The organism is Kitasatospora sp. NPDC034035 (assembly GCF_055575755.1).
Genome location: NZ_JBVISA010000001.1, coordinates 176,958 through 190,630, shown reverse-complemented (window position 1 = coordinate 190,630; position 13,673 = coordinate 176,958). Strand labels below are relative to the sequence as shown.

Below are 13,673 nucleotides of genomic sequence, written 5' to 3'. Positions count from 1 at the left end.
ACGGTGGCCTCGACCGGCCCCGGCGACCCCGTCCGACACGCCACGGGCGGCGGATCATCGCCGCCGCCCCGAGGGGCGGCGCCTACTGTCACCTTCGCCCGCACATGGACATCTACAGACAGAAGCGGAGAAATCCCCCATGAATCGTTGCATCACCCGGACGCTGATCCTCCTCGCCGCCGCCGGTCTCGCCGCCGTGCCGACCGCCGCGAGCGCCGAGGTCGTCTCCGGCGGCAACCACGGGACGGTCATCGTCGGCGACGACAACCAGGTCGCCGGCTACGACATCATCAACGCCGGCCACGACGCCACCGTCGGCTCCCACAACGGCGCGAGCGGCGCGGCCGGGGTGGCCGGAGCCGCCATGGACGCCGCCCAGGCCGCCGGGGGCAACTACGGGACCGTGATCGTCGGCGACCGCAACCAGGTCGCCGGGGACGACATCGTCAACGCCCTCGACGACGCCACCGTCGGCTCCTACAACGGCACCTCCGTGATGGCGGCGACGATGACCGCCGCACTGAAGCCGATCACGGGCTGACGCCCCCGTGCCGTCGCCCCGGAAGCCGCCTTCCGGGGCGACGGCACGCCGTCCACCCCCTGATGGCGTTCCACGCCGGCCGCCCACGGACCCGCTGCCTGGCGTTGACGACACGTCATCCCGCCGCCGGTTCCGGGCGGTCGATCGGCGGGCGCTCGGCGCGCAACGACGGCTCCCCCGGCCTACTCCGGCTCCGCGTCCGCGGCCTGCCAGTGCGGGTGCTCGCGCTCGGCCCAGCCCCGCTCCACCAGCCCGGTCCGCATCCCGCGCCGGGCCTCAGGATCCCGCCAGGCCATCCGGACGTGCCCGGCGACCACGATCGCGATGGCAGCGGCCAGCCAGTCGTGGACGAAGGTCGCGCCGGTCCGCCAGGACGGCGGGGCGAGGTGGGTGAGCCACATCAGCAACCCGGTGCCGACGATCACCAGCATCGACCCGAGCGTCCACTGCGCGTACAGCTTCTGCCCGGCGTTGAACTTGCCCGCCGGCCGGTCCCAGGAGCGCCGCCGGACGGCCCGCAGCCACGCCCAGTCCGCCGGCACGAACCGGCTGAGCCGGGCGACGTCCGCCCGCAGCGCACGGGACGCCAGCCCGAGCAGCAGCGGCACCGGCAGGGCCAGGCCGCACCACACGTGCACGGTGACGACCAGCGGCCGGTTGCCGACCAGCGTGGCGAGCGGCGCCAGGTAGAGGAAGGCGGCCGTGGCCAGGCAGACGCCCATCAGCGCGGCGGTCGTACGGTGCACCCAGCGCTCGGTCGGGGTGAAGCGGAGGATCGGCTCAACTCGTCGGCGCATCGTCCCGCCCGTTCGACCGGCCGACCCAGGCGTCGACGTCATAACCGTTCTGCTCCCAGTAACCCGGCTCCACCGAGCCGGTGACGGTGATCCCCGACAGCCACTTCGCGGACTTGTAGAAGTACATCGGCGCGACGTACAGCCGCACGGGCCCGCCGTGGTCGTGCGAGATCGGATTGTCCTGCATGCGCAGCGCCACCAGCACGTCGTCCCGGCGCGCCTGCTCCAGGGTCAGGCTCTCGGTGTACTCGCCGTCGAAGCAGTTGAAGCGCACGGCCTTCGCCCCGTCCTTCACCCCCGCGGCGTCCAGGAGGTGGGCCAGCGGCACGCCCTCGAACGGGGTGTTCGGCACCCGCCAGCCGGTGACGCACTGGACGTCCTTGACCAGCCGCCGCTGCGGCATCGCCTGCAGATCGGCCAGCCGGTGGGTGGTGGGGCGCTCCACCAGTCCGTCCACCGTGAGCGCGTAGTTCGCGGCGTCCCGCCCGGGGACGGAGGTCACCACCGAGTAGTAGCGGAAGCCGTTGTTGCCCGGCAACAGCCCGCTGAGCCCACTCGGATCCCGCTCGGCCAACGCCGACTCGGCACGCTGCAGGTACGGGCCGACCGCCACGCCGGCCGCGCCGAGCCCGAGCAGGCCCAGCACGACCCGCCGGCCCACCGGACTGCCCTTGGGATGTTCCACTTCTCTCGTCACGCCCCGATTCGACCAGCTCAGGGCGGGCCACGGCCAGCGACCGGGGCGTTCCGTCAGAATTTCGTCATCTCCGGCACCGCACCGCGCGCCGGCCGCGACCAGCGCCGGCACCACCGCGCCGTGGCCGAGGGCGGCGCTCGGCGCGGGCTCGGCTGTCTGCGCTTCCGAGCCGACCGGCCGGATCGTGAGATCGCTCGCCACCGCGCTTTCCGGTTTCGCCTCCCGCAGGTCCGCACCGCCGCAGCGACGCAGCGCCGGTACGAGGCAGACGGCGGGGGCCGGTATCAGATTCCCCGGTATCCATCGGATCACAGGGCAAGGCCGCCTCGGCGCACCTCCTCGGCAACGGCTCCGGAGTCCGTCGTCACCCCGCCCACGGGCCGTGCGGGTACGGGCAAGCGGGCCCACAATGGAAGGAGGAGACAGGACCGAGCGTGACGCAGAGTCAACACGGACAGTGCGGTTTCTCGTCCCGGGCCCGTCTCCTCGCAAGCTCCGGCATGCGGCAGGACCACTGACAGGCCGACGGTCTGACGCGGCCGCGGCCTCCCGCCGGTGACGCCGCCGTCCGGCTGGCCCGGACCGTACACCACGGGAACCCGCACCCTGTGCAACCGGCGCCGCCGTGGAAGCGCGGAACCTCATCAGTAGCACCCGAGGTTGACATGGCCGACAAGAACTCCGAACCCGGTGGGCCCAGCGGCATCGGCGACCGCCCACAGGACGACTTCGTGGCAAGGAACCTCTCCGACCCATCCGAGCGGCCGGCCAAGACGCTGACCCTCAGTGGCCTGCTGGGCGACAGCGACCGCACCGGATTCCGGCGCCTGTACTTCAACAAACAGCTCGACTACTACGCCGAGTTCGCCTCCGCGGACGTGCTCTCGGTGGAGACCGTCGCGAGCGACCAGCCGCCGTTCGTCGGACTCGACGCGACGAAGGTCACCCTGCGTCGCGACGCGACCGTGCACTTCACCCGCGTGGAATCGGCCGCTCCCGTGGACGAGTTCGACCTCGACCTCCGCCTGGGGCAGCCACGCCCGACGGGCATGCAGCCCCTCGGACCGGAGACCGGGGCCCCCTGTCACACCGACTTCGCCTGCGGCACCGACTTCGACTGCCCGACGGAATTCAACACCGGCTGCAAGCCGCACACGTGCCAGTGCACCGACGACACGGTATGCGCCACCCTCCGCAGGACCTGCCAGACCTGCCAGACCTGCGCCACCTGTGGTGAGAACACCTGCGCCACGTGCGGTGAGGACAACACCTGCGTCACCTGCGGCGGAGCCACCTGCGTGACCTGCGGCGGGTTCACTTGCATCACCTGCGGCAGAGGGACCTGCGCCACCTGTGGCCAGGCCACGTGCCACCTGTGCGAAACCCGCGACACCTGCAACCCGCACGTGTTCACCTGCGGACCGAACCCGCAATGCCGGATGTGACGGCATTCGGCACGGCCTCGCCCACACCGCCCGCGCCGGCGGCGCAGGGCCGCGACGGCTGGACACCCCGGCTGGGGCCGGCGGCCGGGGCACGTGCGCTCGAAGCCGCCCGGCTGATCGCCGACCGGGCCACCGACCCCCCGCGCGTGCGGGCGGCGATCGAACTCGCCGCCCGGCAGACGTCGTTCCCCGGATCGGTGCACTGGGACCCCGTGTCGCTGGCGCAGGGCGACACCGGCCAGGCCCTGCTCTGCGCCCAGCTGCACCGCTGCTTCCCCGCCGAGGGCTGGGACCGCACCGGGCACGCGCACCTCGCGCGTTCTGTGGCCGCGCTGGAGCGGCGCGGCAGCGCCCCGCCGAGCGTGTTCGGGGGGCTGAGCGGTGTCGCGTTCTGCGCGGCGGTACTGGGCGGCGGTCGCGGCTACCGGCGCCTGCGCCAGGTCCTCGACGGCCGGATCGCGGCGGTGAGCCTGTCCGCGGCGGCGGCCATGCGCGGGAGCAGCGGCGTGCCGGTGTCGGCCTTCGACCTCATCTCGGGCCTCAGCGGCATCGCCACCCACCTGCTGCCCGCCGGTGCGGACCGGCCCGCGCATCCGGCGCTCCCGCAGGTGCTGCGCGCTCTCGTGGGCCTCGCCCGCTCCGATGGGCACCCGCCCGCCTGGTACACCCCGGTGGCGCTGCTCCATGACGAGGAGCAGGCCCGCTCCTATCCGTTCGGCAACCTCAACTGCGGTCTGGCGCACGGCATCCCGGGCCCGCTGGCGGTGCTGGCCCTGGCCGTCCGCAGCGGGGCCGTGGTCGAGGGCCTCGAACCGGCCGTCCGCGAGCCGGCCCGGTGGCTGTCGGCCCACCGGGTGGACGACGCGGCCGGGCCGAACTGGCCCGCCGTCGTCCCGCTGGTCGACGGCGGGCCCGGCCTGCGCGAGGGCCGCGCGCACCACGCCACCCGCAGTGCGTGGTGCTACGGCAGCCCGGGGATCGCCAGGGCGCTGTGGCTGGCGGGCAGCGCGCTCGGCGACGACGGCCTGTGCGGCGCGGCGGTGCAGGCGATGGAGGCCGTCTACCGTCGGCCCGTCCCCGAGCGCGGCATCGACTCCCCGACCTTCTGCCACGGCGTCGCCGGGCTCCTCCAGGTGACGCTCCGCTTCGCCGACGACACCGGGCTGCCCGTGTTCACCGAGGCCGCCGTCGCTCTGACCGAACAGATCCTGGCGCACGTCGACCCGGCACGGCCGATGGGGATCGCGACGGTGGAGCCGGCGGGCAATCTCGTCGACCAGCCCGGCTTCCTCGACGGGGCGGCCGGGGTCGCCCTCGTCCTGCTCGCGACCGCGACGGACCAGGAGCCGGTGTGGGACCGCGCCGTGGCGCTGTCATGACGCCGGCCCCGAGCCCCGACCCGGCCCCGGCACCGTCCGTGAACACCGGCGCCGCCGCCGACGCGGCCCCGCCGCACCCCCGCAGCCGCGCCCCCCTCTACGAACCGGCCCCCTGGCTGATCGTCCGCACCCCCCTGCTGCCTGCCCGCGGACCGGGCGCCGCCACCACCGCGAACCCCCGCGACGCCCTCGCCGACCCGCGCATCCGCCGGGCCCTGGCCATCGCCAGCCCCGACCTGCTCGAAGCACTGCAGCGCCCCGGGGCGAGCCCGCGCGACGCCGCCCGAGCCGAGCTGAAGCTGGCCCGCTACCTGATCCGGATGAGCACCCGGCCCACCCCGTACGGCGCGTTCGCCGCCGTGTCCCTCGCGGGCTGGGGCGAGCGCACCACACTGTCCGTGCGCAACGACGCCGACCGCATCCGCACCCGCCCGGACATGGGCTGGCTGACCGACCTGTGCCTCACCCTGGACGACGACCCCGCCGCCCGCGCCGACAGCCGGTGGGCGGTCGGCGCCCACGCCGTCGAGCGCCACGGCCGGCTCGCCCTGGCCGACGGCGGACCCGCGCAGAGCACCGGCTCGGTCCGCCTCACCACCGCCGTACGCGAGGCACTGCGCGCCGCCCGCCGCCCCGTCCCGTACGCGGCGCTGCGCCGCCACCTGTTGGACCACACGGGCGGCAGTCCCGAGCAGGTCGACCGGCTGCTCACCGACCTGTGGCGCCAGCGCCTCCTGGTCACCGACCTGCGCGCCGCCCTCACCACCGCCGAACCGGCCGACGAGCTGCGCGGCCGCCTCGCCGACCGGCCCGCCTGCGCCCGCACAGCCGGCCGACTCGCCGACCTGCTCGCCGAGATGGCCGATCTCGACAGGGCCCCGGCGGACGAGGCACCGAAGCGGGCCCGCGGCATCGCCGAGCGTGCGAAGGCCGTCCACCCGGCCGACGGACCGGCGTTCCAGACCGACATGGCCCGGCCCGTGGCCGGCGACCGGCTCACCGCCCACGTCGGCGAGGCCTGCGCCCAGGCGGCCGAGCTGCTCCTGCGCCTGTCGCCGCAGCCGCTGGGCTGCGCCGAACTGTCGGCCCACCGGGGCGCGTTCACCCAGCGCTACGGCCACGACCGGGAGGTGCCCCTGCTGGAGCTGCTGGACGAGCACACCGGGATCGGGCCGCTCGCACACGCGCACGGCGCCCGGCAGGCGCTGCCGCCCGAGGTGGCCGCCCGGCGCGCGAACGCACTCACCGACCTCGCCCTCGGCGCCCTGCGGGACGGGCAGCGCGTCGTCGAACTGACCGACGCCCTGCTGGCCGACCTCCAGACCCGGGACCCGTCGACCGAACCCGTACCCGCGCCGCTCTCCCTGGAGCTGTCCGCCTTCGTCGCCGCCGCCTCCCCCGAGGCCGTGGACCGCGGGGACTTCCTCCTGGTCGTCGGACCCAACCTGGGCGCCAGCAGCGCCGGCCGCTCGCTCGGACGGTTCGCCGACCTCCTCGCGCCGCAGGGCCCGGCGGCACTGCGCGCCCTGGGCGAAGCCGAGAGCCGGGCCCGCGCCGACGCCGCCCTGCCCGCCGAGGTCGTCTACCTCCCCGCGAACCACCGGATGGCGAACGTCGTCGTGCGCCCCGCCGTCCACGAGCACGAGATCGTCCTCGACGTCCCCGCCGGGGTGCCCGCCGAGCGGGTCGTGCCGCTCGACGACATCCTGGTCGGCATCCGCCACGACCGCTACCGGCTCCGGTCTCGGCGGCTCGACGCCGTGCTGCGCCCGACCGCGCGCCACATGCTCAACACCCATCAGGCGCCCGCTGTCTGCCGCTTCCTCGACGAGGTCGCCCGGGACGGCTCACCCGAGTTCGCGGCCTTCGACTGGGGCCCGGCGGCCGGCTTCCCGTTCCTGCCCAGAGTGCAGTACGGCCGGATCGTGCTGGCCCCCGCCCGCTGGCTGCTGCGCCCGGCCCCCGACGGCGGCGAGGGCCGGCCGGCCGGCGCCGAGGCCTTCGCCGCCCACGTGGCCGCCTGGCGCACGCAGTGGTCGGTCCCGGCGCGCCTCTACCTGACCGTGGCCGACAACCGGCTGCTGCTCGACCTCGACGACCCCGCCCAGGTCGAACAGCTGCGCGCCGAGGCCCGCAGCAGCCGGGCCGGGCTGCTCGTGCTCCAGGAGGCACTGCCCGACACCGCCGACGCGTGGGTGCCCGGTGCGGACGGCGTCTTCATGAGCGAGCTCGTGGCACCACTCGTCCTTCGCCCACAGGCGGCAGCACGGGCGGACGGGCAGGCGGACAGGCGGGTGGCCCCGGGGACGGCGACGCGGACGACACCCGGACCACAGGCGGTACCTCAGGCCGTACCGCAGACCGCGCCCGCGCCCGCGCCGACGGTCGCGCGCGGCGACGACCGCCCCGTCCCGATCCGGGACCGGCTCCGCCTGCCGGGAAGCGACTGGCTGTTCGCCAAGCTCTACTGCGACCACGACCAGGAGAACGGCCTCCTGGCCGGCCCCCTCAGGCACCTGTGCGAGATGGCCGAGGTCTCCGGGCTCGCGCAGCAGTGGTTCTTCATCCGGTACGCGGACCCGGACCCGCACCTGCGCCTGCGCTGGAAGGGCGACCAGGAGGCCCTGACCCGGCACCTGCTCCCGGAGATCGCCCGGCTCGCCGCCCGGCTCACCGATGAGGGCCTGGTCTCCCGGCTGGTCATCGACACCTACGACCGTGAACTCGAGCGGTACGGCGGTTCGGAGGGGACCGACGTCAGCGAGGAGATCTTCTGCGCCGACAGCCGGGCCGTGATGAGGCTGCTCGCCGAGACCGGGCCGGCACACACCCCGCCCCTCGCGGACGGCCCGTCCGCCGTGGACAGCCCGGACGGCTCGGACTCCCCGGACGCCCCGGACGGCGGCGACCTCACCGAGCTCGCCGCCGTCAGCACCGACGACCTGCTAGCCGGGCTCGGCCTCGACGCCGAGGAGCGCCTGCACTGGTACACCGACCAGGCCCGGCAGTTCTACGACTCCGCCCGCCGCCAGGCCGGCGAGGACTACCGCGTGCGCCAGCGGCGCCTGCGCACCCTGCTCGGCACACCGCAGGGCCCGGCCCTGCTGGGCGGTGCGGTGCAGACGATCCTGGCACAGCGCCGCAGCGCGCTCGCCGAGGCCGTCGACCGGCTGTCCGGACTGGAGGCTGCCGGGCGGCTCGCCACGGACCGCGACCGGCTGCTCGGCAGCTACGTCCACCTCCACTGCAACCGGCTGCTGGCCGAGCGACGCCCGTCGGAGGGGCTGCTGGTCCAGATGCTCCAGCGCACGCGCAAGGGCCTGAGCGTGGAGAGCGAAGCTGCCCACCGCGACCAGCCGGCCTGACCGACTCGTCGAGGGCGAACAGTCTCGTGTTGCGAGCTCCGGGCCGGCAAGAGGTCTTGCCCGATGACCCGCCATGGCCGGGACGGGGTTCACACCCCCGATCGACGGTTGTCCGGAAATCACCGCTTGTCCGTAATGAACGGTTGTGTTCCCTATCTCCTGGGGATACTGTCGAGGTTGGTGAACGAATCCGTCCCCCTCCCACTCGTTCGCTCCCGAGCCATTGGGGAACCTGCCATGGCCACCTCGCGTGCCCTGGCCACGGCTCCGCCCGCGACCGCACGTCGGGGCCAGCATCCAGGGATAGCCCTCACCGTCATCGCGGCCACCCAGCTGATGGTCGTCCTGGACATCACGATCGTGAACATCGCGCTGCCGCACATCCAGCAGGCGCTGAAGTTCAACACCACCGACCTGTCCTGGGTCATCAACGCCTACACCCTGACCTTCGGCGGGCTGCTGCTGCTCGGCGGCCGGGCGGGCGACATCCTCGGCCGGCGGCGGGTGTTCGTCGTCGGCGTGCTGGTGTTCAGCCTGGCCTCGCTGCTCGGCGGGGTCGCGCAGTCCTCCGCCTGGCTGCTGGCCGCGCGGGCCCTGCAGGGGCTGGGCGGCGCGATCGCCTCGCCGACCGCGCTGGCACTGATCGCCACCAACTTCAAGGAGGGCCCGGACCGCAACCGGGCCTTCGGCGTGTTCTCCGCCGTCGCGGGCGCGGGCGGCGCGATCGGGCTGCTGCTCGGCGGCATGCTGACGTCCTGGCTGTCCTGGCGGTGGGTGTTCTTCGTCAACGTGCCGATCGGCATCGCGATCGCGCTCCTGGCGCCGCTCTACATCAACGAGTCCGAACGCCACCCCGGACGGTTCGACCTCACCGGCGCTTTCACCTCCACCGCGGGCATGGTCTCGCTGGTGTACGGCTTCATCCGCGCCGCCGAGCACGGCTGGACGGACACCGTGACGCTGACCGCGTTCAGCCTCGCCGTCGCCCTGCTGGCGGCCTTCGTGCTCAACGAGCGGCGCGTGACACAGCCGATCACCCCGCTGCACCTGTTCCGTGACCGCAACCGCTCCGGCGCGTACGGGCTGATGCTCTGCGTGGCCGCGGCGATGTTCAGCATCTTCTTCTTCATCACCCTGTTCGTGCAGGAGATCCTCGGTTTCAGCCCGCTGCGGGCCGGCTTCGCGTTCCTGCCGATCAGCGTGGCCATCATCGCCGCCGCCCAGTTCGCCGCCCGCAACCAACTGCGGTGGGGCCCGAAGCCGTTCCTGGTCACCGGCTCGGTTCTGGTGCTGGCCGGAGTCACCTGGGCCACCCGGATCGACATCAACACCAGCTACGTCGGCGGCATCCTCGGGCCGACCCTGCTGTTCGGCTTCGGCATGGGCTCGATCTTCGTCCCGGTGATGCTCACCGCCGTCTCCCGGGTCGCCCCGCACGAGACCGGTGCCGCCACCGGCATGCTCAACACCACCCAGCAGGTGGGCGGTTCGCTGGGCCTGTCGATCCTGGTCACGGTGTACGGCACCGCCAGCCGCAACGAGGCCCGTCAGCAGGTCGGGAAGTTCCTCCAGCAGGCCACCCCGCAGGAGGCCCTCCGCTTCAAGGCGACCGGACAGCTGCCCGAGCCGTACTCCTCACAGGTGCTGGTGCACGGCATCGCGAGCGCCTTCCAGCTGGGCCTCGTCTTCGCGGCGCTCGCCGTAGTGATCGCCTCGCTCGTCATCAAGGTCCGCCGGCTGCCGGAGGCGGATGTCAGCCCTTCGGGGGGCGGCACTTGACAGGGCGTCGGGGATACCGAAATCTTAACCGCAATGGTTTTCATCTTCGATAACCATCGCGGGCAGGTGTTTGCCCACCGATGCCCACGTACCCCCGGCACCCCCGGCACCCCCCGAAAGAGGACACCCATGTCGCTCGACGTCTCCCCCGCCCTCCTCGACCAGGCCCGGGAGGGCCGCGTCGACGAGGCCGACTTCCTGGCCACCGTCCGGGCCTCGCTCCCCTACGCCTACCAGGTCGTCGCCGGGCTCAGCACCGAACTCGCGGACGGTGACGAGGAGTTCACCACCGACAACACCACGCCCAGCGACGAGCAGCGGGCCCAGCTGCTGCGCGCGCTCGCCAGCAACGCCATCCGGGGCAGCCTGGAGGACCACTTCGGAGTGAAGCTCGCCTTCGTCAACTGCCACCGCGTCGGCGCCTTCCGGCCCGGCTCCGAGGACAGCGAGGCGTACCGCGAGTTCACCTCGCTGCACAACCAGATCCGCAACCAGAGCCCGGAGCTGCGCAGCTGCTGACGACCGCCGTACGGAGGGCCCCGCCCGGGCGGGGCCCTCCGCGCGTGACGTCGCGTGACGCCGCATGGCGCCCGGCTGCGTCCCGCTGCGCCCGGTTGCGCCTCGTTTCAGCCGGGTGTCCGGATCGCATTGCCGATCTTGTCGGGCCGAGGGGCGGGCGCTACGTTCGGAGGACACGGACCGTCCGGCCCTCCCCCGGGCCGCCTCACACCCAGCGGAGCCGCCCACCATGCCGGACCCCCGCCCGCTGCGCAGACTCGGCTTCCTGACCATCGGGCTCTTCGACGAGGCGGACCCGCGCCGGGGCCACGAGTCCACCCTGGACCTCATCACCCTCGCCGAGCAGCTCGGCTTCGACAGCGCCTGGCTGCGCCACCGCCACCTCCAGTACGGGATCTCCTCCCCCGTCGCCGTCCTCGCCGCCGCCACCCAGCGCACCAGCCGCATCCAGCTCGGCACCGCCGTCACCCCGCTCGGCTGGGAGAACCCGCTCCGGCTCGCCGAGGACCTCGCCACCGTGGACATCCTGTCCGGTGGCCGGCTCAACCCCGGCTTCAGCGTCGGCCCGCCCACCCACTACAAGCACGTACGCGACGCGCTCTACCCCGACACCGGCGAGCACGAGGACTTCAGCCCCCGCCGTGCCGAACGCCTCCTCGCCCTGATCCGCGGCGAGGACGCCTCCGATTTCGCCGGCACCGAAGGCGTCGAGGTGTACTCCCGCCGGGTCCAGCCGCACTCCCCCGGCCTCGTTTCCCGCCTCTGGTACGGCGCCGGCAGCCTGCGCTCCGCCCGCTGGGCCGGCGGACAAGGGCTCAACCTGCTCACCAGCAGCGTGATGAAGACCGAGCCGGACGACCGGCCGCTCGACTTCGCCGCGATCCAGGCCGAGCAGATCCACGCCTTCCGCGAACGCCACCCCGACGGCGAGCGGGCCCGGGTCTCCCAGAGTCTGGTGGTCATCCCCACCGACAGCGCCACGCCCGAACAGCGCGCCAAGTACGAGGCGTACGCCCTCGCCCGCACCCCGCGCACGCACGCCCCACAGGGGCCGGCCCGGCTCCTGTTCGCCCCCGACCTGGTCGGCACGACCGCGGAGCTCGTCGAGCGGCTGCACGCCCACGCCGGGTACCGGGAGGTCGACGAGGTCGCCTTCGCGCTGCCGTTCACCTTCGAGCACCGGGACTACGTGCAGATCCTCACCGACCTCGCGACCCGGCTCGGACCGGCCCTCGGCTGGCGCCCCGCCCCGGCGCCCGGGGAAGGCTGACCGGCCGAAGATCTCCGACAGCCGGTAGGTCGGGCGGACTCGACCTCCGGGCGTTCCTACGGGTCTCCGTGGGTCATCGGCTCTGGTCAGATGAATAAGCGCTTGCTTAGAATCGGGCGCGTCGGGTTCCAGAGCCGCGTGCACACCCCAGGAGACGTCATGACCGGAGACACCGGAGACAACCGCCAGATCCGCCTTGCCCGGCGGCCGGTCGGGGAGGTGCGGGCGGAGGACTGGACGCACGGGAGTGAGGCGGTCGGGGTGCCCGGGGACGGGGAGTTCCTGGGGCGGACGCGGTACGTGTCACTGGATCCGGCGATGCGCGGGTGGTTGGACGACCGGCCGTCGTACCTGCCGCCGGTCGGGTTGGGCGAGGTGATGCGGGCGGGCTCGGTGGTCGAGGTCGTCGCGTCGAACCACCCGAAGTTCCGGGTCGGGGACCACGTGGTCGGCGCCTTCGGGGTCCAGGAGTACGCGGTGTCCGACGGCAAGGGCGCGATGACGGTGGATCCCGCACTCGCACCGCTGTCCACCTACCTCGGCGCCCTCGGGATGCCCGGTATGACGGCGTACTTCGGGCTGCTGGACGTCGGGGCGCTCAAGGAGGGCGAGACCGTGCTGGTCTCCGGCGCCGCCGGGGCGGTCGGCAGCATCGTCGGGCAGATCGCCAAGGTGAAGGGCTGCCGGGTGATCGGAATCGCGGGCGGTCCCGAGAAGTGCGCGCTGCTCACCGAGGAGCTGGGCTTCGACGCGGCGATCGACTACCGCGCCGAGGACGTCCGCAAGGCGCTGCGCACCCACGCCCCGGACGGCATCGACGTCTACTTCGACAACGTCGGCGGGCCGATCCTGGACGCCGCGCTGACCCGCCTCGCCATGCACGCCCGGGTGGTGATCTGCGGGGCGATCAGCCAGTACAACAACGAGAGCGCCGTCGAGGGCCCGTCCAACTACCTGTCGCTGCTGGTGCGGCGGGCGCGGATGGAGGGCTTCGTGGTGTTCGACTACGCCCGCCGGTACGCGGAGGCGACCGCCGAGATCGCGGGCTGGATCGGCGACGGCCGGATCACGGTGAAGGAGCAGGTGGTGGAGGGCACCGTGGACGACTTCCCGGAGACCTTCCGGATGCTGTTCCGCGGTGAGAACACCGGCAAGCTGGTGCTCCGCCTGGCCTGATCCGCCCCACCCGGGAAGACCCCTCGTCGGACTCTCCCTCGGCCGTGGCCGCCGGCGTCGGTCACGGCCCTCGGTCACGGCTCGGTGCGCAGCTGCGTGACGAAGGCCTCCCAGTCCAGTTCGGCGGCCTCCCGCGTCTGCTCCGCCGACACCAGCCGGTAGGTCGCCTCGAACCACTGCGCCAGCGCGGCGACGGGCAGTTCCAGGACGGCGCTCGTCTCCCTCGACGCCAGCCGTAGCCAGGCCAGTTCTCCCCGTTCGCCGGGCACCGGCCAGATCCGGACGTCGCCCTCGCCGCTCGGTTCGGAGAGACCCCGGTACAGCAGCTCACGGCTGATCCGCCAGGTGACGCTCCGTCCCCGGGGCGGGGTGAGCGTGACGGACACGAGGACCGGTGTGTCCCGATCGAAGCGGAAGTCCGCCCGTAGGGGCTGCCGCTCGGCCCGTCCCAGCACCCGCAGGACGTCCAGTGAGAGCGCGAGGACGTGCTTCGACGCCTCCCGGCAGCCGCCGTGTCCGAACCCTTCGCCGCTCATGGGCGGTCTTCCCCTCTCGTGGATCCCCGTCGTCCCCTCGACTGTTCTGCAACCGGCCGGTCCGGAGCATCCGTCACTTGACCGAAGGTTCCCGTACGTCACGGGCCGCTCGACGGTCCGGCGCGGGGCGGGGCGAGGCGCTGCGGGGCTGTACGGTTCGGGGCGGCGG

General features: G+C 73.4%; 11 protein-coding genes. 8 read left to right on the top strand and 3 right to left on the bottom strand.

Annotated features, from left to right (window positions below):
* Nucleotides 1-139: 139 nt before the first annotated feature.
* Nucleotides 140-541, top strand: coding sequence for a hypothetical protein (locus ACZ52J_RS00810; protein ID WP_465614872.1), 402 nt, complete (start codon nucleotides 140-142; stop codon nucleotides 539-541).
* A 182-nt stretch (nucleotides 542-723) separates the two neighbouring features.
* On the opposite strand, the gene ACZ52J_RS00805 is transcribed toward ACZ52J_RS00810, so the two are convergent.
* On the bottom strand, nucleotides 724-1,338 hold the full coding sequence (locus ACZ52J_RS00805; protein WP_465614871.1) for a cytochrome b/b6 domain-containing protein: 615 nt from the start codon (nucleotides 1,336-1,338) through the stop codon (nucleotides 724-726).
* A complete protein-coding gene (locus ACZ52J_RS00800; RefSeq protein WP_360501854.1) occupies nucleotides 1,322-2,035 on the bottom strand; it encodes a molybdopterin-dependent oxidoreductase in 714 nt (237 codons plus the stop codon). The genes ACZ52J_RS00805 and ACZ52J_RS00800 overlap by 17 nt, the downstream gene beginning before the upstream one ends.
* 665 nt (nucleotides 2,036-2,700) lie before the next feature.
* On the opposite strand from ACZ52J_RS00800, the gene ACZ52J_RS00795 reads away from it, so the two are divergent.
* The 7 genes from ACZ52J_RS00795 (at nucleotide 2,701) to ACZ52J_RS00765 (ending at nucleotide 12,968) form a co-directional block, all read left to right on the top strand.
* On the top strand, nucleotides 2,701-3,480 hold the full coding sequence (locus tag ACZ52J_RS00795) for a hypothetical protein (RefSeq protein ID WP_465614870.1): 780 nt from the start codon (nucleotides 2,701-2,703) through the stop codon (nucleotides 3,478-3,480).
* The gene (locus ACZ52J_RS00790; protein WP_465614869.1) at nucleotides 3,477-4,859 is read left to right on the top strand and encodes a lanthionine synthetase C family protein; all 1,383 of its coding nucleotides are present in this window, start codon (nucleotides 3,477-3,479) and stop codon (nucleotides 4,857-4,859) included. Before ACZ52J_RS00795 ends, ACZ52J_RS00790 begins: the two co-directional genes overlap by 4 nt.
* Nucleotides 4,856-8,224, top strand: coding sequence for a lantibiotic dehydratase (locus ACZ52J_RS00785; protein ID WP_465614868.1), 3,369 nt, complete (start codon nucleotides 4,856-4,858; stop codon nucleotides 8,222-8,224). Before ACZ52J_RS00790 ends, ACZ52J_RS00785 begins: the two co-directional genes overlap by 4 nt.
* Before the next feature lie 237 nt (nucleotides 8,225-8,461).
* The gene (locus ACZ52J_RS00780) at nucleotides 8,462-10,003 is read left to right on the top strand and encodes an MFS transporter (RefSeq protein ID WP_360501844.1); all 1,542 of its coding nucleotides are present in this window, start codon (nucleotides 8,462-8,464) and stop codon (nucleotides 10,001-10,003) included.
* A 129-nt stretch (nucleotides 10,004-10,132) separates the two neighbouring features.
* On the top strand, nucleotides 10,133-10,522 hold the full coding sequence (locus tag ACZ52J_RS00775; RefSeq protein ID WP_360501842.1) for an SCO5389 family protein: 390 nt from the start codon (nucleotides 10,133-10,135) through the stop codon (nucleotides 10,520-10,522).
* Between the two features lie 229 nt (nucleotides 10,523-10,751).
* On the top strand, nucleotides 10,752-11,792 hold the full coding sequence (locus ACZ52J_RS00770) for an LLM class flavin-dependent oxidoreductase (RefSeq protein ID WP_465614867.1): 1,041 nt from the start codon (nucleotides 10,752-10,754) through the stop codon (nucleotides 11,790-11,792).
* Nucleotides 11,793-11,951: 159 nt separating this feature from the next.
* Nucleotides 11,952-12,968, top strand: a complete 1,017-nt coding sequence (locus tag ACZ52J_RS00765; RefSeq protein WP_465614866.1) for an NADP-dependent oxidoreductase — start codon at nucleotides 11,952-11,954, stop codon at nucleotides 12,966-12,968.
* Nucleotides 12,969-13,042: 74 nt separating this feature from the next.
* Here ACZ52J_RS00765 and ACZ52J_RS00760 read toward each other — a convergent pair whose 3' ends face one another.
* Nucleotides 13,043-13,504 carry an SsgA family sporulation/cell division regulator gene (locus tag ACZ52J_RS00760; protein ID WP_465614865.1) on the bottom strand — a complete coding sequence of 154 codons (462 nt, stop codon included), beginning with the start codon at nucleotides 13,502-13,504 and terminating at the stop codon, nucleotides 13,043-13,045.
* Between the last annotated feature and the right edge of the window lie 169 nt (nucleotides 13,505-13,673).

Bases quoted from the DNA above. Each gene is read 5' to 3' on its own strand.
- ACZ52J_RS00795 (WP_465614870.1), top strand. From the start codon at position 2,701: ATGGCCGACAAGAACTCCGAACCCGGTGGGCCCAGCGGCATCGGCGAC.
- ACZ52J_RS00775 (WP_360501842.1), top strand. From the start codon at position 10,133: ATGTCGCTCGACGTCTCCCCCGCCCTCCTCGACCAGGCCCGGGAGGGC.
- ACZ52J_RS00805 (WP_465614871.1), bottom strand. From the start codon at position 1,338: ATGCGCCGACGAGTTGAGCCGATCCTCCGCTTCACCCCGACCGAGCGC.
- ACZ52J_RS00785 (WP_465614868.1), top strand. From the start codon at position 4,856: ATGACGCCGGCCCCGAGCCCCGACCCGGCCCCGGCACCGTCCGTGAAC.
- ACZ52J_RS00810 (WP_465614872.1), top strand. From the start codon at position 140: ATGAATCGTTGCATCACCCGGACGCTGATCCTCCTCGCCGCCGCCGGT.
- ACZ52J_RS00765 (WP_465614866.1), top strand. From the start codon at position 11,952: ATGACCGGAGACACCGGAGACAACCGCCAGATCCGCCTTGCCCGGCGG.
- ACZ52J_RS00780 (WP_360501844.1), top strand. From the start codon at position 8,462: ATGGCCACCTCGCGTGCCCTGGCCACGGCTCCGCCCGCGACCGCACGT.
- ACZ52J_RS00760 (WP_465614865.1), bottom strand. From the start codon at position 13,504: ATGAGCGGCGAAGGGTTCGGACACGGCGGCTGCCGGGAGGCGTCGAAG.
- ACZ52J_RS00770 (WP_465614867.1), top strand. From the start codon at position 10,752: ATGCCGGACCCCCGCCCGCTGCGCAGACTCGGCTTCCTGACCATCGGG.